The organism is Escherichia sp. E3659 (assembly GCF_005781135.1).
Classification (GTDB): domain Bacteria; phylum Pseudomonadota; class Gammaproteobacteria; order Enterobacterales; family Enterobacteriaceae; genus Escherichia.
Genome location: NZ_VATQ01000026.1, coordinates 85,890 through 111,538 on the forward strand (window position 1 = coordinate 85,890; position 25,649 = coordinate 111,538).

A 25,649-nucleotide genomic window follows, 5' to 3' on the forward strand; every position below is an offset into this window, starting at 1 on the left:
TAAGGCGTTAAAGTTTTTTGGCTTTTTCCACAGCTTCTTCGATGGAACCGACCATGTAGAACGCCTGCTCCGGCAGGTGATCGTATTCGCCTTCCATGATGCCTTTAAAGCCACGGATGGTGTCTTTCAGGGAGACGTATTTACCCGGAGAACCGGTGAATACTTCTGCCACGAAGAACGGCTGGGACAGGAAGCGCTGGATCTTACGAGCACGCGCTACCACCAGTTTGTCTTCTTCAGACAGTTCATCCATACCCAGGATGGCGATAATGTCTTTCAGTTCCTGATAACGTTGCAGGATGGACTGAACGCCACGCGCGGTGTCGTAGTGTTCCTGACCAACCACCAGCGGATCCAGCTGACGGCTGGTGGAGTCCAGCGGGTCAACGGCCGGGTAGATACCCAGAGACGCGATCTGACGGCTCAGTACCACGGTTGCGTCAAGGTGCGCAAAGGTGGTTGCCGGAGACGGGTCAGTCAAGTCATCCGCAGGTACGTATACTGCCTGTACGGAGGTGATAGAACCGGTTTTGGTGGAGGTGATACGTTCCTGCAGAACGCCCATCTCTTCCGCCAGGGTCGGCTGATAACCTACCGCTGAAGGCATACGGCCCAGCAGTGCGGATACTTCCGTACCAGCCAGGGTGTAACGATAGATGTTGTCAACGAACAGCAGAACGTCACGACCTTCGTCACGGAATTTCTCAGCCATGGTCAGACCGGTCAGAGCAACGCGCAGACGGTTTCCCGGCGGCTCGTTCATCTGGCCATACACCAGGGATACTTTGTCGATAACGTTGGAGTCGGTCATTTCGTGGTAGAAGTCGTTACCCTCACGAGTACGTTCACCTACGCCCGCAAACACAGAGTAACCGGAGTGCTCGATCGCGATGTTACGAATAAGCTCCATCATGTTTACGGTTTTACCTACACCCGCACCACCGAACAGACCAACTTTACCGCCCTTAGCGAACGGACACATCAGGTCGATAACTTTGATACCGGTTTCCAGCAGTTCCTGAGAGTTTGACAGCTCTTCGTAGGAAGGTGCTGCGCGGTGAATCGCCCAACGCTCTTCTTCACCGATCTCGCCTTTCATGTCGACCGGTTCGCCCAGTACGTTCATGATACGGCCCAGAGTCGCTTTACCTACCGGGACTTCGATCGGGTGTTCGAGGTCTTTTACATCCAGACCGCGACGCAGACCGTCGGAGGAACCCATTGCGATGGTACGCACGATACCGCCGCCGAGCTGCTGCTGAACTTCCAGCACCAGACGCTCATTACCATTTTGCACCTCAAGAGCATCGTACACGCGCGGTACGGCATCCTGAGGGAATTCGACGTCAACTACGGCGCCGATTACCTGGACAATCTTTCCAGTAGCCATCTTAAATCCTCTACGAAATAACCTGTTTAAACCGCGGCGGCCCCCGAGACGATCTCGGTGAGTTCCTGAGTAATGCTGGCCTGACGAGCTTTGTTGTATACCAACTGCAGCTCTTTAATCAGGCTGCCGCCATTGTCGGTCGCGGCTTTCATCGCCACCATACGGGCGGCCTGCTCGCTGGCCAGGTTTTCTACCACGCCCTGATAAACCTGAGATTCGACATAACGACGCAGCAGGGTATCCAGCAACGCCTTCGGATCGGGTTCGTACAGGTAATCCCAGGATTTATGTTTCAGATCATCATCATCTGATGCCGGTAACGGCAGCAGCTGGCTGATGGTCGGAACCTGAGACATGGTGTTAATAAATTTGTTGCTGACAATGTAAAGCTTGTCCAGACGGCCTTCGTCGTAGGCCTGCAACATCACTTTTACCGGACCGATCAGTTCGGACAGGGAAGGGTTATCCCCCATGCCTGTAACCTGGGCAACAACATTGCCGCCCACGGAGCTGAAGAACGACACACCTTTCGAGCCGATCATTGCGAGGTCGCATTGAACGCCTTTGTCGGTCCAGGTCTTCATTTCCGCCAGCAGTTTTTTGAACAGGTTAATGTTCAAACCACCGCACAAACCACGGTCGGTCGACACCACCAGGTAGCCCACACGTTTAACGTCGCGTTCTTCCAGGTATGGGTGCTTATATTCCAGATTACCGTGCGCAAGGTGACCAATCACTTTGCGCATGGTTTCTGCATAAGGACGGCTGGCCGCCATGCGATCCTGCGATTTACGCATTTTGGAAGCGGCGACCATCTCCATCGCTTTAGTGATCTTTTGCGTGTTCTGGACGCTTGCGATCTTACTACGTATCTCTTTTGCGCCGGCCATGAGCTTCTCCTCAATGCCTTGCGGCCTGCCCTAAGGCAAGCCGCCAGACGTTACCAGGATTGGGTTGCTTTGAAGGAATCGAGGATGCCTTTCAGCTTGCCTTCGATTTCGTCGTTGTAGCCACCGGTCTGGTTGATCTCTTGCATCAACGGAGCGTGATCACGGTCGACGTAAGCCAGCAGAGCGGCTTCGAAGCTGCCGATTTTCGACAGTTCAACATCCGCCAGGTAACCACGTTCTGCTGCAAACAGAACCAGAGACTGTTGCGCAACAGACATCGGCGCATACTGTTTCTGTTTCAGCAGTTCGGTCACTTTCTGACCGTGGTCAAGCTGCTTACGAGTTGCATCGTCAAGGTCGGATGCAAACTGAGAGAACGCTGCCAGTTCACGATACTGTGCCAGAGCGGTACGGATACCACCGGACAGTTTTTTCATGATCTTGGTCTGTGCTGCACCACCAACACGGGATACGGAGATACCCGGGTTAACCGCAGGACGAATACCGGCGTTGAACAGGTTGGTTTCCAGGAAGATCTGACCATCGGTAATGGAGATTACGTTGGTCGGAACGAACGCAGAAACGTCACCCGCCTGAGTTTCGATAATCGGCAGTGCGGTCAGAGAACCGGTTTTCCCTTTCACTTCACCTTTGGTGAAGGCTTCAACGTATTCGGCGTTAACACGCGCAGCACGCTCCAGCAGACGAGAGTGGAGGTAGAATACGTCGCCCGGGAATGCTTCACGTCCTGGCGGACGACGGAGCAGCAGGGAGATCTGACGGTAAGCAACAGCCTGTTTAGACAGGTCATCGTAAATGATCAGCGCATCTTCACCGCGGTCACGGAAGTATTCGCCCATTGCGCAACCGGCATATGGCGCCAGGTATTGCAGTGCAGCGGATTCAGACGCGGTTGCTACCACAACGATGGTGTTAGCCAGTGCGCCGTGCTCTTCCAGTTTACGTACCACGTTAGAAATGGTGGACGCTTTCTGGCCGATAGCGACATAGATACATTTGATACCGGAATCGCGCTGGTTGATGATGGCATCGATAGCCAGTGCGGTTTTACCGGTCTGACGGTCACCGATGATCAATTCACGCTGACCACGACCGATTGGGATCATGGAGTCAACGGCTTTATAACCGGTCTGTACCGGCTGATCTACGGACTGACGTTCGATAACGCCTGGAGCGATTGCTTCTACAGCAGAGAAGCCGTCGTGATCCAGCGGACCTTTACCGTCGATTGGTGCACCCAGAGTGTTAACCACACGGCCCAGCAGGCCACGGCCAACCGGAACTTCCAGGATACGGCCAGTACACTTAACTTTCATGCCTTCGGCAAGGTCAGCGTACGGACCCATAACAACCGCACCTACAGAGTCGCGCTCGAGGTTCAGTGCGATAGCGTAACGGTTACCCGGCAGGGAGATCATTTCACCCTGCATACAATCGGCCAGGCCGTGAATGCGGATAACACCGTCACTTACAGAAACAATAGTACCTTCGTTGTGAGCTTCACTCACAACATTGAACTGAGCAATGCGCTGCTTGATCAGTTCGCTGATTTCGGTGGAATTCAGTTGCATGCTCCAGTCCCCTTAAGACTGCAAGACGTCTGCAAGGCGCTCAAGACGACCGCGTACGCTGCCATCAATGACCATATCACCCGCTCGGATGATAACGCCTGCCATTACAGACTTATCGATTTTGCAATTCAGCTTAACTTTGCGTGACAGACGTTTTTCCATCGCAGCAGAAATTTTCGCGAGCTGTTGTTCACTCAATGCAGCAGCGGAAATGACGTCTACCTCAGCGGTAGCCTCACTCACGGCACGCAGGTGAATAAACTGCTCCAGAACATCCGGGAGCGCGTTAAGACGACCATTTTCAGCCATAACCCGAATCAGGTTCTGACCGTTTTCGTCCAGTTGCTCACCACAAACTGCGATAAACGACTCGGCGAGCGTTTCTGGCGCCAGTGCACCAGAGAGAAGCTCTGCCATCTGTTCGTTTTTGGTTACCTCGGCGGCAAACGCCAGCATGTCCTGCCAGCGTTCTACACTTTGGTGTTCGACGGCAAAGTCAAAAGCTGCTTTGGCGTAGGGGCGAGCTACCGTAATAAATTCAGACATCAGCCCCTCCCTCCTTACAGTTCAGCGACAAGTTTATCCACGATGTCGCTGTTAGCAGCTTCATCCACGGAACGTTCGATGATCTTCTCGGCGCCAGCAACAGCCAGGATAGCAACTTGCTTACGCAGCTCTTCACGGGCACGTTTACGCTCGGCTTCAATTTCCGCCTGCGCCTGGGCCACGATTTTAGTACGTTCCTGTTCTGCCTCAGCTTTCGCTTCGTCCAGAATCTGCGAGCGGCGTTTGTTCGCCTGCTCGATGATTACCTGGGCTTCCGCTTTCGCTTTTTTCAGCTGGTCGGTCGCGCTGGCCTTTGCAAGGTCAAGGTCCTTATGTGCTCGTTCTGCAGAAGCAAGGCCGTCAGCAATTTCTTTTTGACGTTTTTCGATGGCTGCCATTAATGGCGGCCATACGTACTTCATGCAGAACAGAACGAACAGGACAAACGCGATGGCCTGGCCGAGGATTGTTGCGTTAAGATTCACAGCACAATGCCTCTATTTAGTTAACGTTCTGATATTGCTCTTTAAATAAAAGCAACGCTTACTACGCGACAGCGAACATCACGTACAGACCCAGACCTACAGCGATCATCGGGATAGCATCCACCAGACCCATAACGATAAAGAACTGAGTACGCAGCAGAGGAATCAGATCAGGTTGACGCGCTGCGCCTTCCAGGAATTTACCCCCGAGGATGCCGATACCGATCGCAGCACCGATTGCCGCCAGACCCATCATCACAGCGGCAGCCATGTACAGCAGATCCATATTCAGGTTTTCCATGACAGTCTCCAGTTTGTTTCAGTTAAAACGTAGTAGTGTTGGTAAATTAATGTTCTTCAGACGCCATCGACAGATAGACGATCGTCAGAACCATGAAGATGAAGGCTTGCAGCGTAATGATCAGGATGTGGAAAATGGCCCACGGCACATTCAGGATCCACTGTGACCACCACGGCAACAGACCAGCAATCAGAATGAAAATCAGCTCACCGGCATACATGTTACCGAACAGTCGCAAACCGAGTGAAACTGGTTTGGACAGCAGGCTTACCCCTTCAAGGATTAAGTTGACAGGAATGAACGCCCAGTGATTGAACGGCTGCAGCGTCAACTCTTTCGTGAAGCCGCCGATGCCTTTCATTTTGATGCTGTAGAACAGAATCAGGATAAATACGCCCAGTGCCATAGACAGCGTTACGTTCACGTCCGCAGACGGAACCACACGCAGTGCAGGCAGACCCAGTACATGTTCAGCAATGTACGGCAGCAGGTCGATAGGCAGTAAATCCATCAGGTTCATCAGGAATACCCAGACGAAGATCGTCAGGGCCAGCGGAGCAATCAGCTTGCTTTTGCCATGGTACATGTCTTTCACGCTACCATTAACAAAGCCGATCACCAGCTCAATCGCGGTCTGAAACTTACCTGGCACACCGCTGGTCGCCTTTTTGGCTACGCTACGGAATAAAACCAGGAACAACAGACCCAGCACCACCGAGAAGAACATGGAGTCAATATTAATTGTCCAGAAGGTGGCTGGGGGGTTATGCGGATCCACCAGCGAGAATGTACGCAGGTCCAGCTGAAGGTTATTCAGGTGGTGTCCTATGTAATCCTGCGGCGTCATATTTTCTGAAGCCATGATGCCTTTTACCCTTTGTTGTTAATTACAGCCGGTGCCAGTATCTGAACCACCAGCACCAAAACCCACGTAACGATCAGCGGCAAGAATACCGCCTTTAAAACAGCCAACGCCACCACCAGTAACACCAACATCGCCAGAACTTTGAAAGCTTCGCCAAATGCGAACGTCCAGGCCACCCGGCCTTTCGCTGGTGTATGCGCCTGGTGACGCCAGGCAAATATCATAAAAAAAACGTTAGGCAGAAAGACTGCCAGGCCTCCACTTAACGCAGAGACGCCCCAGAAGGGGTCTTTGAGGCTGAACAGCAATCCACTTGCTATCACCACCAGTAACTGAACGAGCAGAAGCTTCCGAGCAACGTTTCGACTCAAGAGCGACACAGACATCACGTTTTTCACTCCTGCTCCCTTCGAGGTATGCCGCGTGTCGTATAAAACTTTCTTTAAGGCTTAGAGTCAAGCATCAAAAAGCGGTCAAATTATACGGTGCGCCCCCGTGATTTCAAACAATAAGTAGCCAAAAGGTGAATAAATGTTTAAATATTTTTCCAGTGCATACAATTGCGACTTTTCTGCTAACCGTGGTGGATCATGAAAAACTGTAAATAACGCGTAAACACTAGTGGTAAAGCGTGCTTAAGATCACATATCGAGCATGTTCACCCGTAGCATATTTATTTACTTGGCAAATGATGCCTTTGCAAGCTTCTGATATTTCAGTCTAAAAACAGATACTCTTTTCACAAATAGCATTTACACAACAAAAACCACCCATTGACATTCTTAATAAAACTTTAACAGACAATTATGGTTCTTAGCGCCAATTTTTAGCAGCCTGATATTTTCACTAATGACTTATTTTCTGCTTACCAAAAAAAGCCACGTTACTTTGATGATGCAAAATAGTGAACGTGGTGTTAAATGTAACCAGTTATATCAGTAGAAAACCTGGTTGTTGTTAACAGTCTAACCGGTCAATTTTTTATTATTTTTTTGATAAAAATTAAATTTTATTTGCTTTAATCACCACCAAATGACGTTCGCCATCCAGGGCTGGAACCTGAAGTTTAACCACTGATTCGACCTGATATTCTTCAGGCAACAAAGCGATTTCATCTTCCGGCATTTGACCTTTCAACGCATAAAAACGGCCTTGCTCACCAGGAAGATGATGGCACCAGCTCACCATATCGTTCAAAGACGCAAAAGCGCGGCTAATTACGCCATCAAACGGCGGCTCTGACGGAAACTCTTCTACCCTGCTCTGTACTGGTTCAATGTTTTCCAGTTTCAGTTCATGTTGCACCTGACGGAGGAAACGCACGCGTTTACCAAGGCTATCCAGCAGTGTGAAATTGGCTTCAGGACGCACGATGGAAAGCGGTATGCCAGGCAACCCCGGTCCGGTTCCCACATCGATAAAACGCTCACCTTGCAAATATGGAGCAACGACAATGCTGTCGAGAATATGGCGTACCAGCATCTCGTTAGGATCGCGGACCGAGGTCAGGTTGTACGCCTTATTCCATTTATGCAGCATATTTACGTAGGCAATAAGCTGATTTTTCTGGTGATCGGTAAGCGAAATTCCTGCGTCTTTCAGCAGTGAAGAGAGTTTGTTGAGCACGGTGATTACCTGTTCTTGATGCGTTGCCAGGTAAGCGGGTGCTTACCTGGCATTTTTAATGCGTTATGCGCTACGACGCAGCATACCCTGTTTTTTCAGCCACACCAGCAGAATGGAGATGGCCGCAGGCGTGACGCCAGAAATACGCGAAGCCTGACCGATAGAGGCCGGTTTGTGATCGTTAAGTTTGGCGATCACTTCGTTAGACAGACCGGATACCTGGCGGTAATCCAGCGTCGCAGGCAGCAGCGTGTTCTCGTTACGCTGTTGCTTTTCGATCTCATCTTGCTGGCGCGCAATATAACCTTCGTATTTAACCTGAATCTCAACCTGTTCCGCCGCCTGTTCGTCTGTCAACGCAGGGGAAAACGGCGTCAGCGTGGTTAATTTTTCATAAGTCATTTCCGGACGACGCAGCAGATCTTCACCGCTGGCTTCACGGGAAAGCGGCGCAGTCAGGTGAGCATTCACTTCGGCTGCCGCTTCCGCCGACGGGGTTACCCAGGTCGATTTCAGACGCTGACGCTCACGCTCGATGTTCTCAAGCTTCTCGTTAAAGCGCGCCCAGCGTTCGTCATCTACCAGACCCAGTTCACGACCGATTTCAGTCAAACGCAGATCCGCGTTATCTTCGCGCAGCATCAGACGATATTCTGCGCGGGAGGTAAACATACGGTACGGTTCTTTGGTACCCAGCGTGCAGAGGTCGTCCACCAGCACACCAAGATAAGCCTGAGAACGCGCAGGCGCCCAACCTTCTTTGTCTGCGGACAGACGGGCAGCGTTAAGACCGGCCAGCAAACCTTGCGCAGCGGCTTCTTCATAACCGGTAGTGCCGTTAATCTGACCAGCAAAGAACAGCCCCTGGATAAACTTACTCTCCAGCGTTGGTTTCAGGTCACGCGGATCGAAGAAGTCATATTCGATGGCATAACCAGGACGCACGATCTTCGCATTTTCCATCCCCTGCATGGAGCGGACGATTTGCATCTGCACATCGAACGGCAGGCTGGTGGAGATACCGTTCGGATAAATTTCGTTAGACGTCAGCCCTTCCGGTTCAAGGAAGATCTGATGCTGATTTCTGTCGGCAAAGCGCATGACTTTGTCTTCGATCGACGGGCAGTAGCGTGGACCGACACCTTCGATCACCCCTGCGTACATTGGGCTACGATCGAGGTTACTGCGGATCACATCATGGGTTTTCTCGTTGGTATGGGTGATATAACACGGCACCTGCTGGGGATGCTGGGCCGCATTGCCCATGAACGAGAATACCGGCATTGGGTTATCGCCATGCTGTTGCGCCAGCACGCTGAAGTCGATAGTGCGCGCATCGATACGCGGCGGCGTCCCGGTTTTCAGACGACCAACGCGCAGCGGCAATTCACGCAAACGGCGAGAAAGCGGAATGGATGGCGGATCACCAGCACGGCCACCGCTGTAATTATCCAGACCGATATGAATTTTACCGTCGAGGAACGTCCCAACGGTGAGCACGACGGCTTTGGCACGGAACTTCAGTCCCATTTGGGTGACAGCACCAACCACGCGATCGTTTTCGACAATAAGATCCTCAACTGCCTGCTGGAAGATCATCAGATTGGGTTGGTTCTCCAGCGCCGTGCGTACCGCCTGACGATAGAGCACACGATCCGCCTGAGCGCGAGTAGCGCGAACCGCCGGCCCTTTGCTGGCGTTTAGTATCCTAAACTGGATACCTGCCTGATCGATCGCTTTCGCCATCAGACCGCCGAGTGCATCCACTTCTTTTACCAGATGTCCCTTCCCAATACCGCCGATCGCCGGGTTGCAGCTCATCTGCCCCAGAGTGTCGATATTGTGTGTCAAAAGCAGAGTCTGTTGACCCATACGCGCCGCGGCCATCGCAGCCTCGGTGCCTGCATGACCCCCGCCAATGATGATGACGTCAAAAGGATCCGGATAAAACATGGTGATTGCCTCGCATAACGCGGTATGAAAATGGATTGAAGCCCGGGCCGTGGATTCTACTCAACTTTGTCGGCTTGAGAAAGACCCGGGATCCTGGGTATTAAAAAGAAGATCTATTTATTTAGAGATCTGTTCTATTGTGATCTCTTATTAGGATCGCACTGCCCTGTGGATAACAAGGATCCGGCTTTTAAGATCAACAACCTGGAAAGGATCATTAACTGTGAATGATCGGTGATCCTGGACCGTATAAGCTGGGATCAGAATGAGGGGTTATACACAACTCAAAAACTGAACAACAGTTGTTCTTTGGATAACTACCGGTTGATCCAAGCTTCCTGACAGAGTTATCCACAGTAGATCGCACGATCTGTATACTTATTTGAGTAAATTAATCCACGATCCCAGCCATTCTTCTGCCGGATCTTCCGGAATGTCGTGATCAAGGATGTTGATCTTCAGTGTTTCACCAATCTGTTTTGCACCGGAATTTTTGAGTTCTGCCTCGAGTTTATCGATGGCCCCACAAAAAGTGTCGTATTCACGACTGCCAATACCGATTGCGCCAAAGCGCACCGCAGAAAGATCGGGCTTTTGTTCCTGCAATGCTTCATAGAAAGGAGAAAGGTTGTCCGGAATGTCTCCGGCACCGTGGGTTGAGCTGATAACCAGCCAGATCCCAGAGGCAGATAAATCTTCTAACAGCGGACCGTGCAGCGTTTCGGTGGTAAAACCCGCCTCTTCCAGCTTTTCAGCCAGGTGTTCTGCTACATATTCGGCACCGCCCAGGGTGCTGCCGCTGATAAGAGTGATATCTGCCATAAACCGCCACCTTTATTAAGAGTGGCGTATTGTACGCTGTGAACGCGCTGGGATCTACCTGTGGAAAAGTATGGGATTAAAAAAGCTGATCAGGGCTTAATGGTACGCATGATCGGGTTCTGCAGGACGATCAATGTCTCGGTGGACTGAATTTCATCAATTGTTTGGATCTTGTTGATAAGTACATGCTGGAGGGCGTCGATCGAGCGGCACATTACTTTTATAAAGATGCTGTAGTGGCCGGTGGTGTAATAGGCTTCGGTGACTTCGTCGAGACTTTCCAGCTTTGCCAGCGCGGAAGGATAGTCTTTTGCGCTCTTCAGGATAATGCCGATAAAACAGCCTACGTCATAACCGAGCTGTTTTGGGCTGACGTCGATACGGGCGCCGGTAATGATCCCCGCCTGCTTCATTTTCTCTACACGAACGTGAATCGTCCCCGGGCTTACGCCAAATTGTTTCGCCAGTTCGGCGTAAGCGGTGCGTGCATTGCCCATTAATGCTTCCAGGATGCCGCGGTCCAGATTGTCGATCAGATAATTTTCCATAGGATTTTCTTATGTGTATTGATGATTTATTCTATTTTAGCCTTCTTTTTTAACGAATCAAAAGTGAGTTAGGCTTTTTATTGAATGATTATTGCATGTGTGTCGGTTTTTGTTGCTTAATCATAAGCAACAGGACGCAGGAGTATAAAAAATGAAAACCGCTTACATTGCCAAACAACGTCAAATTAGCTTCGTGAAATCTCACTTTTCTCGTCAACTGGAAGAACGCTTAGGGCTGATTGAAGTCCAGGCGCCGATTCTTAGCCGTGTGGGGGATGGCACGCAGGATAACTTGTCGGGCTGTGAAAAAGCGGTACAGGTAAAAGTGAAAGCTCTGCCTGATGCCCAGTTCGAAGTGGTTCATTCACTGGCGAAGTGGAAACGTCAGACATTAGGGCAACACGACTTCAGCGTGGGCGAAGGGCTGTACACGCACATGAAAGCCCTTCGCCCCGATGAAGACCGTCTTTCCCCGCTGCACTCGGTCTATGTTGACCAGTGGGACTGGGAACGAGTAATGGGCGACGGTGAGCGTCAATTCTCCACTCTGAAAAGCACAGTAGAGGCGATCTGGGCGGGAATTAAAGCAACCGAAGCTGCTGTTAGCGAAGAGTTTGGTCTGGCACCGTTCCTGCCGGATCAGATCCACTTCGTACACAGCCAGGAGTTACTGGCTCGTTATCCGGATCTCGATGCCAAAGGGCGTGAGCGGGCGATTGCGAAAGATCTTGGCGCGGTATTCCTTGTCGGGATTGGTGGCAAGCTGAGTGATGGTCATCGCCACGACGTGCGCGCACCGGATTATGATGACTGGAGCACCCCATCAGAGCTGGGCCATGCGGGTCTGAACGGCGATATTCTGGTATGGAACCCGGTACTGGAAGATGCGTTTGAGCTTTCTTCCATGGGGATCCGCGTGGATGCCGACACGCTGAAGCATCAACTGGCGCTGACCGGTGATGAAGATCGTCTGCAGCTGGAATGGCATCAGGCGCTGCTGCGTGGTGAAATGCCGCAGACCATCGGCGGCGGTATCGGCCAGTCTCGTTTGACTATGCTGCTGCTGCAACTGCCGCATATCGGCCAGGTTCAGTGTGGTGTATGGCCGGCAGCTGTTCGCGAGAGCGTCCCTTCTCTGCTGTAATCGTTTATCGCCGCCAGCGTCTGAGCAGGCGGCTTCGCATCCCGGTATCAAAGCGCCAGATATGATCGAAAATGCGCATGATGCCGGGTTTGCCGTGTGCCGACATCGCCACGGCATGAAAGCGATGCTGATGTACCCGCTGCAACTCTTTCACTTTACTCGTCACATCGTCAGGCAACCGCTGGGCGATAAAATCAGAAATCACCACCGCATCAGCGTCAAACCATTCCCGACTTTGTAAGCGTTCCATAATGGCGCGAAAGCAACTGGCCAGATCGGTGCCGCCACGAAACTGCTGACTTAAAAAGCGGATCGCTTGTTCAAGACCTTGTGGGCCTGAAAGCTCGTAACGGACGATCTCGGTGGAAAATAACATAATATAGCAGCGTCGATTTTCAGCGAGGGCTATGCGCATCAAGGCCAGGCAGAACGCTTTCGCACACTGCTCATTAAAACCGCCCATTGAGCCGGAAGTATCTACGCAGACAATAAACGGTCCACGCGGTTGTTCGTCGTAATCTTTATGTACCACCGGGCGTTCGATTACTTTTTCACGCCATGATTCACCGTGCAGACGATAGGTGAGCAACTGTTTTTCCACCAGCCGACGATAAAATTCATATTCCAGTTCAGTGATGCCCAGTGTCGCCAGTTCCGGCGGCAGAAGGCGTAAAATATCATCGCTTTGTTGCAGGCCATCAACCTGCTCAGGAACGGTTGCTGGTTCGCGCACCATGGTGCGGAAGGTTTCCATCTGCGCATCGTTGCGGGGTATTGATTTAGCCTCCCGCGAACGTCCCAGCTGTTCCGCCAGACGTTTCAGTTCCGGCTGTTCGTTAAGAAATTCCCCGTATTTCACAATCAACTGATAGTCGCCGCGTTTAAGCTGACCGGCGCTCATATCCCACAGACGACCGGCTGCGGTGTTGTTATCTGCCAGAACAGGTTCGAGCTGCCCGCTTAATGTCATGCGTTCCTGAACTTCGCTCAACAGTTGTTCGCGTTCTTCTTCTAATAACTGCTGATTCAGGGTCGTCGCTTGCACAATCAGGCTTAAGCGCCAACGCTGGAGAAAAAGCGTATGCAATGACGGAGTGATAGTGCTGTTAGCATCAACCAGCTGTCGGGCTTGTTCGGCCCACGGGGAATTCAGACGATGCAGTAAGTCCAGAATCTGGGGTAGCTGCACAATAAACTGCGGCGTGGAGAGAAGCTGGCTTTGCTGATAGCACATGACCTCTTCAGTGAGTTCCGGCGGGACACGCGCATCTTTCAGACGGCTATGCAGCACCTCACGCCAGCGGGGAATATCATCGGTGATTGCCGCCTTGAGGCGCGGGAATTTTTCAAAGAATACCGCCAGCTGCGGTGAGGCCAGCAGCGCGATGATCATCTCTTCGATCAATCCCTCTTCGCTGACGGCCAGCATCACATTGAGCGTATCCAGTGTTAGCATTGTTGCGCCTGGAGAATCTGGGCGCCGACATCCTGTAGGCTGGCTTCAATGCGACCTAACCAGTCGCCAGGGATAAACAGACATTTTTGCTGTTCGCTGAATAAAACATGTTGCTTACGCCAGTCGCTTTCAAGCTCTTCCAGTTGTTGTTTTATTTCACCTGGCAGACCTTCAGCCGATGAACCGGGGAGCGCCAGCATACTGCCTTGTAAACTTACATCGCGTACAACCAGATGTTGGGCGCTATCAACTTCCAGATTCAGTTTCTGGGCAAAGCCGATACCGTTCAGTTTGCCACGAATTTCACCACCTTTGCTCAGCCACTGTTCCAGCGCGCTACGCTCAAAGGAGATATGAACTACTTCCATATCATGCAGTTTTAACGGTTTTTGCAGCAGCAGAGTCAGATTGGAATCAGTAACGTTGACAGGAAGCTGATACTGCTGACGACGGCTGAAAATGCCGCCCAGACGAATTACCGTTAAGGCTGTTTTATCGCTTTGTTGCTGCTGGAGTTGCAGACGACGTTGCACAATCGCGCCCAGGCGGGTCAACATCCCTTGCTGTTGCCAGGCGTGACCGGTCATCAATAAATCAATTTGTTGTTGAATCAAATTCAGGCTTTGCGCGTCATACCACAGGCAATCTTTCAGCAAGATAAGATCAACCGGGGCAACAGCACTGCGACCACTAAAAAAAGCGCTGGCCTGCAATAAGCGGATCGCTTTTTTCCAGCGGCGATCGGAGACGTAAGGCGCATCCGGTAATTTATCCAGTTGCTGGCGCAGCATAAAAATCAGCTCAAATACATGATCGGGCAGCGTAATTTCACTAATCTCTTTCTGCCAGCGTTCATATTCTTCATTAGTGACCTGCAAGGCGGCAGGAACCGGATTGTTATTTTCATCTTGTTGGCTGGTCAGCATGGAGCGGAAATTCGCTTTATCCTGCACTTTATCTAACCACAGACGAATCAGCATGCGGTCATATAACGCTTCCAGACTGCTGTCTGCTTCCGGCAGCTCGTTGGAGGCCGCCACGAGCAAGCGCATCGGGATTTTTTCGACATGAGCACCGTTACGGAATTGACGTTCGTTAATGGCGGTGAGCAGGGTATTAAGAATCGCCGGGCCAGCTTTCCAGATTTCATCCAGAAAGACGATTTCTGCTTCCGGCAGGTAACCGCTGGTTAAGCGTTCATAGCGTCCCTCATCTTTTAACGCCTGAATGGAAAGGGGGCCAAAAACTTCTTCCGGGGTGGAGAAGCGGGTCATCAGATATTCAAAATCGCGCGCATTCTGGAAGGCGAATTTTAAGCGACGGGCGATCAGACTTTTAGCAATACCTGGGGGGCCAAGCAGGAACACGCTTTCACCACTTAATGCCGCTAACAAACACAGGCGGATGGCGTGGCTACGTTCATAAAGCCCCTTTTCCAGCGCGCTGCTCAGGCGGGAAATTCTTTCCGCTAATAAATGAGGGTGAGCCATAATGAAGTGGCGTCCTTTCGTCAAAAGTTCTGCGTAAATTGCGAGTATAGACGTTTCTTGCTGGTGGCAAAAATAGTCTCAAAGAAGGGATATTTTTCTTTGAGCCAGGTTAATGTGGCCGCATTTAGGAGTACGATTTTGCCGTTAATCGTGCATACTGAGCGCTTTTTTGTGGGCCAAGGGACTACGCACACATTTCATATTTCAACGAAAGACTAGTCTATGAGCACTGATAATAAGCAATCGTTGCCCGCGATAACCCTCGCGGCGATTGGAGTTGTTTACGGCGATATTGGTACCAGCCCGCTATATACACTTCGTGAATGTTTGTCTGGCCAGTTTGGTTTTGGCGTTGAACGCGATGCCGTGTTTGGCTTTTTATCGCTGATCTTCTGGCTGCTAATCTTTGTGGTTTCCATCAAATATCTTACCTTCGTGATGCGCGCGGATAACGCCGGAGAAGGGGGAATTCTGACGTTGATGTCGCTTGCCGGGCGTAATACGTCGGCTCGAACGACCTCAATGTTAGTGATTATGGGGCTAATCGGTGGCAGCTTTTTCTATGGTGAAGTCGTCATTACTCCCGCTATTTCGGTGATGTCTGCCATTGAAGGTCTGGAAATCGTCGCCCCGCAACTGGATACCTGGATAGTTCCCCTCTCAATCATCGTTCTTACTTTACTGTTTATGATTCAAAAACATGGCACTGCTATGGTCGGTAAGCTGTTTGCGCCGATCATGCTGACCTGGTTTTTGATTCTGGCAGGGCTGGGGTTACGTAGCATTATTGCTAACCCGGAAGTGCTGCATGCGCTAAATCCGGTGTGGGCGGTGCATTTCTTCCTTGAATACAAAACGGTTTCTTTTATTGCATTAGGGGCGGTGGTGCTGTCGATTACCGGAGTCGAGGCGCTGTATGCCGATATGGGGCATTTTGGTAAGTTCCCGATTCGCCTGGCGTGGTTCACTGTCGTCTTGCCTTCCTTAACTCTTAATTACTTCGGCCAGGGAGCGCTGTTGTTAAAGAATCCGGAAGCGATTAAGAACCCGTTCTTCCTGTTAGCACCGGATTGGGCGCTGATCCCGCTGCTGATCATCGCTGCACTGGCAACGGTGATTGCCTCGCAGGCAGTTATCTCTGGCGTTTTCTCATTGACGCGTCAGGCGGTACGTCTGGGATATTTGTCGCCGATGCGTATCATTCACACCTCCGAAATGGAGTCAGGGCAAATCTATATTCCGTTTGTGAACTGGATGCTCTATGTCGCGGTCGTGATTGTGATTGTCAGCTTTGAGCACTCCAGTAATCTGGCGGCGGCGTATGGGATTGCGGTAACCGGAACCATGGTGCTGACGTCTATTCTCTCGACTACCGTGGCGCGTCAGAACTGGCACTGGAATAAGTATTTTGTTGCGCTGATCCTGATAGCCTTCCTTTGTGTCGATATTCCATTGTTCACCGCTAACCTCGATAAACTGCTCTCCGGCGGCTGGTTGCCATTGAGCCTCGGTACGGTGATGTTTATCGTGATGACCACCTGGAAGAGCGAGCGTTTCCGCCTGCTGCGACGGATGCATGAACATGGTAATTCTCTGGAAGCGATGATTGCTTCGCTGGAGAAATCACCGCCCGTTCGCGTTCCCGGAACCGCGGTGTACATGTCGCGTGCAATCAACGTCATTCCCTTTGCGCTGATGCATAACCTGAAACATAACAAGGTATTGCATGAGCGGGTGATTCTGTTAACTCTGCGTACCGAAGACGCGCCATATGTCCATAACGTCCGTCGGGTACAGATTGAACAACTGTCGCCCACTTTCTGGCGCGTGGTGGCAAGTTACGGCTGGCGGGAAACGCCAAACGTGGAAGAAGTGTTCCACCGCTGTGGCCTGGAAGGGTTAAGTTGCCGGATGATGGAAACCTCCTTCTTTATGTCCCATGAGTCGTTGATCCTCGGCAAACGCCCGTGGTACTTACGTTTGCGTGGCAAACTGTACTTGCTGTTGCAGCGTAATGCACTGCGTGCACCAGATCAGTTTGAAATCCCACCAAACAGGGTTATTGAACTAGGTACTCAGGTCGAAATCTAACGCCAGACGCCTCCTTTCTCCATAAAGGGGGCGTTTTTGTTTTTCATGCTTAATCACGATGTAAAACGTTTCGATGTTGATCACATTTCAGTAACGTTGCGATGGTTTTCTCTGTTCAGTCAGGATTAAACTGCTGGTCAGCGAAACGTTTCGCTGATGGAGAAAAAAATGAAAAAAGGCGCCGTTCTTAATTCTGATATTTCGTCGGTGATCTCCCGTCTGGGGCATACCGATACGCTGGTGGTGTGTGATGCTGGTTTACCCATCCCAAAAAGTACAACGCGTATCGATGTGGCATTAACCCAGGGCGTACCTTCTTTTATGCAGGTACTGGGAGTTGTTACGAGTGAAATGCAGGTTGAGGCAGCCATTATCGCGGAAGAGATCAAACAACATAATCCGCAACTCCACGAAACGTTGCTCACTCACCTTGAGCAGCTGCAACAACACCAGGGAAACACCATTGAAATTCGTTACACCACGCATGAACAATTCAAACAACTAACCGCAGAAAGTCAGGCGGTAATTCGCAGCGGAGAATGTTCTCCGTATGCGAATATCATTCTCTGTGCTGGCGTGACGTTCTGAGGTCGTCATGGAAGCATTACTACAGCTTAAAGGCATTGATAAAGCCTTTCCGGGCGTAAAAGCCCTCTCGGGCGCCGCGTTAAATGTCTACCCGGGCCGCGTGATGGCGCTGGTAGGCGAAAACGGCGCGGGTAAATCCACCATGATGAAAGTGCTTACCGGTATCTATACTCGCGATGCCGGTACGCTTTTATGGCTGGGGAAAGAAACGACATTTACCGGGCCGAAATCTTCCCAGGAAGCCGGGATTGGGATTATCCACCAGGAGCTGAACCTGATCCCGCAGTTGACCATTGCCGAAAACATTTTCCTCGGTCGTGAGTTTGTTAATCGCTTTGGCAAAATTGACTGGAAAACCATGTATGCCGAAGCGGATAAATTGCTGGCTAAACTTAACCTGCGCTTTAAAAGCGACAAGCTGGTGGGCGATCTTTCCATCGGTGACCAGCAAATGGTTGAAATCGCCAAAGTGCTGAGCTTTGAGTCGAAAGTCATCATTATGGATGAACCGACTGATGCGCTGACTGATACCGAAACCGAATCCCTGTTCCGCGTCATCCGCGAGCTGAAATCGCAAGGGCGCGGCATTGTCTATATTTCCCACCGCATGAAAGAAATCTTCGAGATTTGCGATGACGTTACCATTTTTCGTGACGGGCAATTTATTGCCGAGCGTGAAGTGGCATCACTGACCGAAGATTCGCTGATTGAGATGATGGTGGGCCGCAAGCTGGAAGAGCAGTATCCGCACCTGGACAAAGCGCCGGGAGATATCCGCCTGAAAGTCGATAATCTCTGCGGACCTGGTGTTAACAACGTCTCTTTTACCCTACGCAATGGCGAAATCCTTGGCGTCTCTGGTTTGATGGGCGCGGGGCGTACCGAATTGATGAAAGTGCTCTATGGCGCACTGCCGCGCACCAGCGGTTATGTCACGCTGGATGGGCATGAAGTTATTACTCGTTCACCGCAGGATGGCCTGGCAAACGGCATTGTGTATATCTCTGAAGACCGTAAACGCGACGGTTTAGTACTGGGCATGTCAGTAAAAGAAAATATGTCACTGACTGCGCTGCGCTACTTCAGCCGCGCTGGCGGCAGTTTGAAGCATGCCGATGAACAGCAGGCAGTAAGTGATTTCATTCGTCTGTTTAATGTGAAAACGCCGTCGATGGAACAGGCAATTGGTCTGCTTTCCGGTGGCAATCAGCAAAAAGTGGCGATTGCTCGCGGTCTGATGACGCGCCCCAAAGTGTTGATCCTCGATGAGCCTACCCGTGGCGTAGATGTCGGCGCGAAAAAAGAGATCTATCAACTGATTAACCAGTTCAAAGCCGATGGCTTGAGCATCATTCTGGTGTCATCAGAGATGCCAGAAGTATTAGGCATGAGCGATCGCATCATCGTCATGCATGAAGGGCATCTCAGCGGGGAATTTACTCGTGAGCAAGCCACCCAGGAAGTGTTAATGGCTGCCGCTGTGGGCAAGCTTAATCGCGTGAATCAGGAGTAAAAAAATGACAACCCAGACTGTCTCTGGTCGCCGTTATTTCACGAAAGCGTGGCTGATGGAGCAGAAATCGCTTATCGCTCTGCTGGTGCTGATCGCGATTGTCTCGACGTTAAGCCCGAACTTTTTCACCATCAATAACTTATTCAATATTCTCCAGCAAACCTCGGTGAACGCCATTATGGCGGTCGGGATGACGCTGGTGATCCTGACGTCGGGCATCGACCTGTCCGTCGGTTCTCTGTTGGCGCTGACTGGCGCAGTTGCTGCGTCTATCGTCGGCATTGAAGTCAATGCGCTGGTGGCTGTCGCTGCCGCACTGGCATTAGGTGCCGCAATTGGTGCGGTAACCGGGGTGATTGTGGCGAAAGGCCGCGTCCAGGCGTTTATCGCTACGCTGGTTATGATGCTTTTACTGCGCGGTGTGACCATGGTTTATACCAACGGTAGCCCAGTGAATACCGGCTTTACTGAGAACGCCGATCTGTTTGGCTGGTTTGGTATTGGTCGTCCGCTGGGCGTACCGACGCCAGTCTGGATCATGGGAATTGTCTTCCTCGCGGCCTGGTACATGCTACATCACACGCGTCTGGGGCGTTACATCTACGCGCTGGGCGGCAACGAAGCGGCAACGCGTCTTTCTGGTATCAACGTCAATAAAATCAAAATCATCGTCTATTCTCTTTGTGGTCTGCTGGCATCACTGGCCGGGATCATTGAAGTGGCGCGTCTCTCCTCCGCACAACCCACGGCGGGGACTGGCTATGAGCTGGATGCTATTGCGGCAGTGGTTCTGGGCGGTACGAGCCTGGCGGGCGGAAAAGGTCGCATTGTTGGGACGTTGATCGGCGCATTAATTCTTGGCTTCCTTAATAATGGATTGAATTTGTTAGGTGTTTCCTCCTATTACCAGATGATCGTCAAAGCTGTGGTGATTTTGCTGGCGGTGCTGGTAGACAACAAAAAGCAGTAATAACGACTACAGGACATCTTGAATATGAACATGAAAAAACTGGCTACCCTGGTTTCTGCTGTTGCGCTAAGCGCCACCGTTAGTGCGAATGCAATGGCAAAAGACACCATTGCGCTGGTGGTTTCCACACTCAATAACCCGTTCTTTGTATCGCTGAAAGATGGCGCGCAGAAAGAGGCGGATAAACTCGGCTATAACCTGGTGGTGCTGGACTCCCAGAACAACCCGGCGAAAGAGCTGGCGAACGTGCAGGACTTAACCGTTCGCGGCACCAAAATTCTGCTGATTAACCCGACTGACTCCGACGCGGTGGGTAACGCCGTGAAGATGGCAAACCAGGCGAACATTCCGGTTATCACCCTTGACCGTCAGGCCACGAAAGGCGAAGTGGTGAGCCACATTGCTTCTGATAACGTACTGGGCGGCAAAATCGCCGGTGATTACATCGCGAAGAAAGCGGGCGAAGGTGCCAAAGTTATCGAGCTGCAAGGCATTGCCGGTACATCCGCAGCCCGTGAACGTGGCGAAGGCTTCCAGCAGGCTGTTGCTGCTCACAAATTTAACGTCCTTGCCAGCCAGCCGGCAGACTTCGACCGTACCAAAGGTTTGAACGTAATGCAGAACCTGTTGACCGCTCATCCGGATGTGCAGGCAGTGTTTGCGCAGAACGATGAAATGGCGCTGGGCGCACTGCGTGCGCTGCAAACTGCTGGTAAATCGGATGTGATGGTCGTCGGATTTGACGGTACACCTGATGGCGAAAAAGCAGTAAATGATGGCAAACTGGCAGCGACTATCGCTCAGTTACCCGATCAGATTGGCGCGAAAGGTGTCGAAACCGCGGATAAAGTTCTGAAAGGCGAAAAAGTTCAGGCGAAATATCCGGTTGATCTGAAACTGGTTGTTAAGCAGTAGTCTTGGTCAGGTTTTATAACCTGATAGTGGCATCAATACGTCATCGACAGATGAACGTGTAATATAAAGAAAAGCAGGGCACGCGCCACCCTAACCCGGTGGCGCATTTTATGGACATCCCGAATATGCAAAACGCAGGCAGCCTCGTTGTTCTTGGCAGCATTAATGCTGACCATATCCTTAATCTTCAATCTTTTCCTACTCCAGGCGAAACCGTAACCGGTAACCACTATCAAGTCGCATTTGGCGGCAAAGGTGCGAATCAGGCGGTGGCAGCAGGGCGTAGCGGTGCGAATATCTCGTTTATAGCCTGCACGGGCGATGACAGTATTGGCGAGAGCGTACGTCAGCAGCTCGCTACTGATAACATTGATATTTCTCCGGTCAGCGTGATCAAAGGCGAATCAACAGGTGTGGCGCTGATTTTTGTTAATAGTGAAGGCGAGAACGTCATCGGTATTCATTCCGGCGCTAACGCCGCCCTTTCCCCTGTGCTGGTAGAAGCACAACGCGAGCGTATTGCGAATGCCTCAGCATTATTAATGCAGCTGGAATCACCACTCGAAAGTGTGATGGCAGCGGCGAAAATCGCCCATCAAAATAAGACTATCGTTGCGCTTAACCCGGCTCCGGCTCGCGAACTTCCTGACGAACTGTTGGCGCTGGTGGACATTATTACGCCAAACGAAACGGAAGCAGAAAAGCTCACCGGTATTCGTGTTGAAAGTGATGAAGATGCAGCGAAGGCGGCGCAGGTACTGCATGAAAAAGGTATCCGAACTGTACTGATTACTTTAGGAAGTCGTGGTGTATGGGCAAGCGTGAATGGTGAAGGTCAGCGCGTTCCTGGATTCCGGGTGCAGGCTGTCGATACCATTGCTGCCGGAGATACCTTTAACGGCGCGTTAATCACGGCGTTGCTGGAAGAAAAACCATTGCCAGAGGCGATTCGTTTTGCCCATGCCGCAGCTGCGATTGCCGTAACACGTAAAGGCGCACAACCTTCCGTACCGTGGCGTGAAGAGATCGACGCATTTTTAGACAGGCAGAGGTGACGCTTGGCTACAATGAAAGATGTTGCCCGCCTGGCGGGCGTTTCTACCTCAACAGTTTCTCACGTCATCAATAAAGATCGCTTCGTCAGTGAAGCGATTACCGCCAAAGTTGAAGCGGCGATTAAAGAACTCAATTACGCGCCATCAGCTCTGGCGCGTAGTCTCAAGCTTAATCAAACACATACCATTGGCATGTTGATCACCGCCAGTACTAATCCTTTCTATTCTGAACTGGTGCGTGGTGTTGAACGCAGTTGCTTCGAACGTGGCTATAGTCTTGTCCTTTGTAATACCGAAGGCGATGAGCAGCGAATGAATCGTAATCTGGAAACGCTGATGCAAAAACGCGTTGATGGCTTGCTGTTACTGTGCACCGAAACGCATCAGCCTTCGCGTGAAATCATGCAACGTTATCCGACAGTGCCAACCGTGATGATGGACTGGGCGCCGTTCGATGGCGACAGCGATCTCATTCAGGATAACTCGTTGCTGGGCGGAGATTTAGCGACGCAATATCTGATTGACAAAGGTCATACTCGTATCGCCTGTATTACCGGACCTCTGGATAAAACGCCTGCACGTTTGCGACTGGAAGGTTATCGGGCAGCGATGAAACGTGCTGGCCTCGACATTCCTGATGGCTATGAAGTGACTGGCGATTTTGAATTTAACGGCGGGTTTGACGCTATGCGACAGCTGTTATCACATTCGCTGCGTCCTCAGGCGGTCTTTACCGGAAATGACGCAATGGCAGTGGGTGTTTACCAGGCGTTGTACCAGGCTGGATTGCATGTCCCGCAGGATATCGCGGTGATTGGTTATGACGATATTGAACTGGCACGTTATATGACGCCACCGCTCACCACTATCCATCAACCGAAAGATGAATTGGGAGAGCTGGCGATTGATGTACTCATCCATCGAATGGCGCAGCCAACCTTACAGCAACAACGATTACAACTTACTCCGATTCTGATGGCGCGTGGCTCGGCTTAGATTTTTGCTGGCGTTTAATCAAATTATTACCATCAGTTGCCTTCAGGAGCATGAACATCGCTGCTGAAGCAACCGTAATAATCCCCATCGTAATAAACGTATAGTGGAATTGTTCAACAATCGTCGTACCTTCCATCCCTTCGTAAACGCGAAGAACGGCTGCGCTTACGGCTACACCTAAACTGATCGACAACTGTTGCGTGACCGCCAGGACGCTGTTACCACTGCTGGCGTTGTCATCGGTCAGATCGGCAAGTGTTATGGTATTCATCGCGGTAAATTGCGTTGACATCGCCATCCCTAAAATAAACAACGGCAAAATTAGCATCCAGATCGCCATTGCCGGTGATTGCAATGAGAACTGGGCGATCATCAAACCAATAATCACCGTAATTCCCACTAACGTATGGCGATAGCCCAGACGCCGTAAAACCTGCGTAACCATCGATTTCGCAATAATGGAGCCTAACGCTATCGGTGCCATCATGCAGCCGGCAATAAACGCCTGATAACCAAATCCTACCTGTAACATCAATGGCATAAGGAACGGTACACAGCCGGTCCCCAGACGGGTTGCAATATTGCCTACGATACCGATCGAGAAAGTGCGGGTTTTAAATAAATTTAATGAAATTAATGGGTTTGGCGTTCGTCGCGCATGGAGAATATAGAGAAGCAGTAACACTATGCTGGCCACAATGACCGTCAAGGCAATCCAGGTTTCAACAATTTTCTCACCAAACAGCTCTATTCCACTTGAGAAGAGCACAAGGCTAAGACCAAACAGTAAGAAACCAGTGATATCAAATTTTCGACGTGCTGTGGTGAAGTTGGGCATATGTTTGCGAGCGTAAAGAAGGCCCGCAATACCAATGGGAATATTGATTAAAAAGATCCAGTGCCATGTCGCCCACGTGACTAACATGCCCCCAAGAACGGGCCCTAAAATCGGCCCTACCAGACCCGGCATGGCGACAAAATTCAGTACCGGTAGGAGTTCATTGCGTGGGTATGCGCGCAGTAACGCCAGGCGAGCGACCGGCATCATCATTGCGCCGCCTATCCCCTGAATAACACGGAAGATAACCAGTTGTGGCAGCGAGTTTGAGAGTGCGCAGGCCAGAGAACCCAACGTGAACAAGCTAACGGCAATGGTAAAAACGCGGCGTGTGCCGAAGCGATCGGCCAGCCATCCGCTGACCGGAATAAGCATCGCCACCGTCAGCGTGTAACTGATGATGGCCGATTGCATAGCGAGGGGGGAGCGATTAAGACTATGAGCGATATCGGGTAGGGCTGTATTCAGGATGGTGGCATCAAGTGCCTGCATGAAGAAAGCCATCGCCGCAATCCATGGCAAACCCGCCATACTGCGCTTCTTTTTCTCGCTCATTCAATGTCCCTTTGTCTGGTTATTATCACTTATCCGGAGTGTGTAGTAGCGCCTGACAAGCTTTAAATGCCGCGTTGCCATCGCTTTGGATAATCGCATCGACGATCGCCTGGTGCAGATCCAGCTTTATCACGGTGTCACTGGTTATTGACGTGAAGTAAGTGTGATAAACCGAATGGAATAGCGAGGCGAAAGAGGTCAAAAACGGATTGGCGCTCATTTCATAGATGTGCTCATGCCAGGCCATATCGACCTCAACCCAACGTTCTCGGCGAAAGTTATCTTTTAATGCGACCATTTCGGCCATTAGCGTGTTGAGATGCGCCTTCTGTTCTGCTGTTCCTACCGTTGCAGCCAGTAAACAGGCTTGCGGCTCCAGACAGATACGCATAACCAAAAAGTGATCAATGACCTGATGAAAGTTCTCTTCTGTCATCCACCAGGTGAGTAATTCCTGATCAAGAAAGTTCCAGTTGGATTGTGGCATGACCCGAGTACCAATTCGTGGACGCGGTAAAACCATCCCCTTTGCCGTTAACGTCTTGACCGCTTCGCGTACCGCAGTACGACTCACACCAAATTGCTCACCCAGTTCAATTTCACCCGGCAAAATGGTGCCAGGTGCGTATTCACCTTTTAAGATTCGTTGTGCCAGCTTCTCAGCCAGAACATATGAAAGGTTTTTCTGTGCAGCTAACTGTTGTGCGCTTAAAGGCATTACTTATCTTCCTTTTTCTTTTTATTCCTCTTTAGTATGCCACCTGGAAGTGTGATTGCGGTTGCAAAAACGGCAAATTGCTTGTTTTATGGCACGCTTACAGGTGTTTTGCTGAAAAAACGCGCATTCGGAAAATTATTTTAAATTTCCTCTTGTCAGCTCAGAATAACTCCCTATAATGCGCCACCACTGACACGGAACAACGGCAAACACGCCGCCGGGTCAGCGGGATTCTCCTGAGAATTCCGGCAGAGAAAAGCAAAAAAATGCTTGACTCTGTGGCGGGAAAGCGTATTATGCAC

Annotated in this window: 24 protein-coding genes; 8 read left to right on the forward strand and 16 right to left on the reverse strand. The window is 50.9% G+C overall.

The window, feature by feature from the left end:
• Window positions 1-7 precede the first annotated feature (7 nt).
• From atpD to asnC, 12 genes are all read right to left on the reverse strand, one after another.
• Window positions 8-1,390: a F0F1 ATP synthase subunit beta gene (atpD, locus tag FEK47_RS17585; protein WP_000190506.1), complete on the reverse strand. Its 1,383-nt coding sequence runs from the start codon at window positions 1,388-1,390 to the stop codon at window positions 8-10.
• 26 nt (window positions 1,391-1,416) lie between these two features.
• Window positions 1,417-2,280, reverse strand: a complete 864-nt coding sequence (atpG, locus tag FEK47_RS17590) for a F0F1 ATP synthase subunit gamma (RefSeq protein WP_130215078.1) — start codon at window positions 2,278-2,280, stop codon at window positions 1,417-1,419.
• A 50-nt stretch (window positions 2,281-2,330) separates the two neighbouring features.
• Window positions 2,331-3,872 carry a F0F1 ATP synthase subunit alpha gene (atpA, locus tag FEK47_RS17595; RefSeq protein WP_001176745.1) on the reverse strand — a complete coding sequence of 514 codons (1,542 nt, stop codon included), beginning with the start codon at window positions 3,870-3,872 and terminating at the stop codon, window positions 2,331-2,333.
• Window positions 3,873-3,884: 12 nt separating this feature from the next.
• Window positions 3,885-4,418: a F0F1 ATP synthase subunit delta gene (gene atpH, locus FEK47_RS17600; RefSeq protein ID WP_001288587.1), complete on the reverse strand. Its 534-nt coding sequence runs from the start codon at window positions 4,416-4,418 to the stop codon at window positions 3,885-3,887.
• Window positions 4,419-4,432: 14 nt separating this feature from the next.
• Entirely contained in the window at window positions 4,433-4,903 is a 471-nt protein-coding gene (atpF, locus tag FEK47_RS17605; RefSeq protein WP_001052219.1) for a F0F1 ATP synthase subunit B, read from the reverse strand.
• A 61-nt stretch (window positions 4,904-4,964) separates the two neighbouring features.
• Complete coding sequence (gene atpE, locus FEK47_RS17610) at window positions 4,965-5,204, reverse strand: F0F1 ATP synthase subunit C (protein ID WP_000429386.1); 240 nt, start codon at window positions 5,202-5,204, stop codon at window positions 4,965-4,967.
• 46 nt (window positions 5,205-5,250) lie between these two features.
• Entirely contained in the window at window positions 5,251-6,066 is an 816-nt protein-coding gene (gene atpB, locus FEK47_RS17615; RefSeq protein ID WP_000135618.1) for a F0F1 ATP synthase subunit A, read from the reverse strand.
• 8 nt (window positions 6,067-6,074) lie between these two features.
• A complete protein-coding gene (gene atpI / locus FEK47_RS17620; protein WP_130206826.1) occupies window positions 6,075-6,455 on the reverse strand; it encodes a F0F1 ATP synthase subunit I in 381 nt (126 codons plus the stop codon).
• 616 nt (window positions 6,456-7,071) lie between these two features.
• Window positions 7,072-7,695: a 16S rRNA (guanine(527)-N(7))-methyltransferase RsmG gene (gene rsmG, locus FEK47_RS17625; RefSeq protein ID WP_135486984.1), complete on the reverse strand. Its 624-nt coding sequence runs from the start codon at window positions 7,693-7,695 to the stop codon at window positions 7,072-7,074.
• 63 nt (window positions 7,696-7,758) lie between these two features.
• Window positions 7,759-9,648 carry a tRNA uridine-5-carboxymethylaminomethyl(34) synthesis enzyme MnmG gene (gene mnmG / locus FEK47_RS17630; protein WP_130206830.1) on the reverse strand — a complete coding sequence of 630 codons (1,890 nt, stop codon included), beginning with the start codon at window positions 9,646-9,648 and terminating at the stop codon, window positions 7,759-7,761.
• A gap of 378 nt (window positions 9,649-10,026) precedes the next feature.
• Window positions 10,027-10,470 carry an FMN-binding protein MioC gene (mioC, locus tag FEK47_RS17635; protein WP_130206832.1) on the reverse strand — a complete coding sequence of 148 codons (444 nt, stop codon included), beginning with the start codon at window positions 10,468-10,470 and terminating at the stop codon, window positions 10,027-10,029.
• Between the two features lie 89 nt (window positions 10,471-10,559).
• Window positions 10,560-11,018 (reverse strand): transcriptional regulator AsnC, encoded by a 459-nt coding sequence (gene asnC, locus FEK47_RS17640; RefSeq protein ID WP_000432970.1) that lies wholly within the window; start codon window positions 11,016-11,018, stop codon window positions 10,560-10,562.
• Between the two features lie 151 nt (window positions 11,019-11,169).
• Between asnC and asnA the strand changes: the two genes are divergently transcribed.
• Window positions 11,170-12,162, forward strand: a complete 993-nt coding sequence (gene asnA / locus FEK47_RS17645; protein ID WP_046081397.1) for an aspartate--ammonia ligase — start codon at window positions 11,170-11,172, stop codon at window positions 12,160-12,162.
• A gap of 4 nt (window positions 12,163-12,166) precedes the next feature.
• Here asnA and viaA read toward each other — a convergent pair whose 3' ends face one another.
• Window positions 12,167-13,618 carry an ATPase RavA stimulator ViaA gene (gene viaA / locus FEK47_RS17650; RefSeq protein ID WP_130215076.1) on the reverse strand — a complete coding sequence of 484 codons (1,452 nt, stop codon included), beginning with the start codon at window positions 13,616-13,618 and terminating at the stop codon, window positions 12,167-12,169.
• Window positions 13,612-15,108 (reverse strand): ATPase RavA, encoded by a 1,497-nt coding sequence (ravA, locus tag FEK47_RS17655; RefSeq protein ID WP_135486983.1) that lies wholly within the window; start codon window positions 15,106-15,108, stop codon window positions 13,612-13,614. The genes viaA and ravA overlap by 7 nt, the downstream gene beginning before the upstream one ends.
• 222 nt (window positions 15,109-15,330) lie before the next feature.
• On the opposite strand from ravA, the gene kup reads away from it, so the two are divergent.
• The 7 genes from kup (at window position 15,331) to rbsR (ending at window position 23,236) form a co-directional block, all read left to right on the forward strand.
• On the forward strand, window positions 15,331-17,199 hold the full coding sequence (kup, locus tag FEK47_RS17660) for a low affinity potassium transporter Kup (RefSeq protein WP_086218933.1): 1,869 nt from the start codon (window positions 15,331-15,333) through the stop codon (window positions 17,197-17,199).
• A gap of 168 nt (window positions 17,200-17,367) precedes the next feature.
• Window positions 17,368-17,787 carry a D-ribose pyranase gene (gene rbsD, locus FEK47_RS17665; RefSeq protein ID WP_135486982.1) on the forward strand — a complete coding sequence of 140 codons (420 nt, stop codon included), beginning with the start codon at window positions 17,368-17,370 and terminating at the stop codon, window positions 17,785-17,787.
• Window positions 17,788-17,794: 7 nt separating this feature from the next.
• Entirely contained in the window at window positions 17,795-19,300 is a 1,506-nt protein-coding gene (gene rbsA / locus FEK47_RS17670) for a ribose ABC transporter ATP-binding protein RbsA (protein WP_138183302.1), read from the forward strand.
• Between the two features lie 4 nt (window positions 19,301-19,304).
• On the forward strand, window positions 19,305-20,270 hold the full coding sequence (gene rbsC, locus FEK47_RS17675; protein ID WP_000211858.1) for a ribose ABC transporter permease: 966 nt from the start codon (window positions 19,305-19,307) through the stop codon (window positions 20,268-20,270).
• A gap of 24 nt (window positions 20,271-20,294) precedes the next feature.
• Complete coding sequence (rbsB, locus tag FEK47_RS17680; protein WP_001056273.1) at window positions 20,295-21,185, forward strand: ribose ABC transporter substrate-binding protein RbsB; 891 nt, start codon at window positions 20,295-20,297, stop codon at window positions 21,183-21,185.
• Window positions 21,186-21,310: 125 nt separating this feature from the next.
• Window positions 21,311-22,240, forward strand: coding sequence for a ribokinase (rbsK, locus tag FEK47_RS17685; RefSeq protein ID WP_130222550.1), 930 nt, complete (start codon window positions 21,311-21,313; stop codon window positions 22,238-22,240).
• Window positions 22,241-22,243: 3 nt separating this feature from the next.
• Window positions 22,244-23,236, forward strand: a complete 993-nt coding sequence (gene rbsR, locus FEK47_RS17690) for a ribose operon transcriptional repressor RbsR (RefSeq protein ID WP_130215068.1) — start codon at window positions 22,244-22,246, stop codon at window positions 23,234-23,236.
• Here the strand turns inward: rbsR and mdtD are convergent.
• Entirely contained in the window at window positions 23,202-24,629 is a 1,428-nt protein-coding gene (mdtD, locus tag FEK47_RS17695; protein ID WP_135486981.1) for a multidrug transporter subunit MdtD, read from the reverse strand. The two genes, rbsR and mdtD, sit on opposite strands and share 35 nt — an antisense overlap.
• 25 nt (window positions 24,630-24,654) lie before the next feature.
• Entirely contained in the window at window positions 24,655-25,347 is a 693-nt protein-coding gene (locus FEK47_RS17700) for a FadR/GntR family transcriptional regulator (RefSeq protein WP_130222537.1), read from the reverse strand.
• Between the last annotated feature and the right edge of the window lie 302 nt (window positions 25,348-25,649).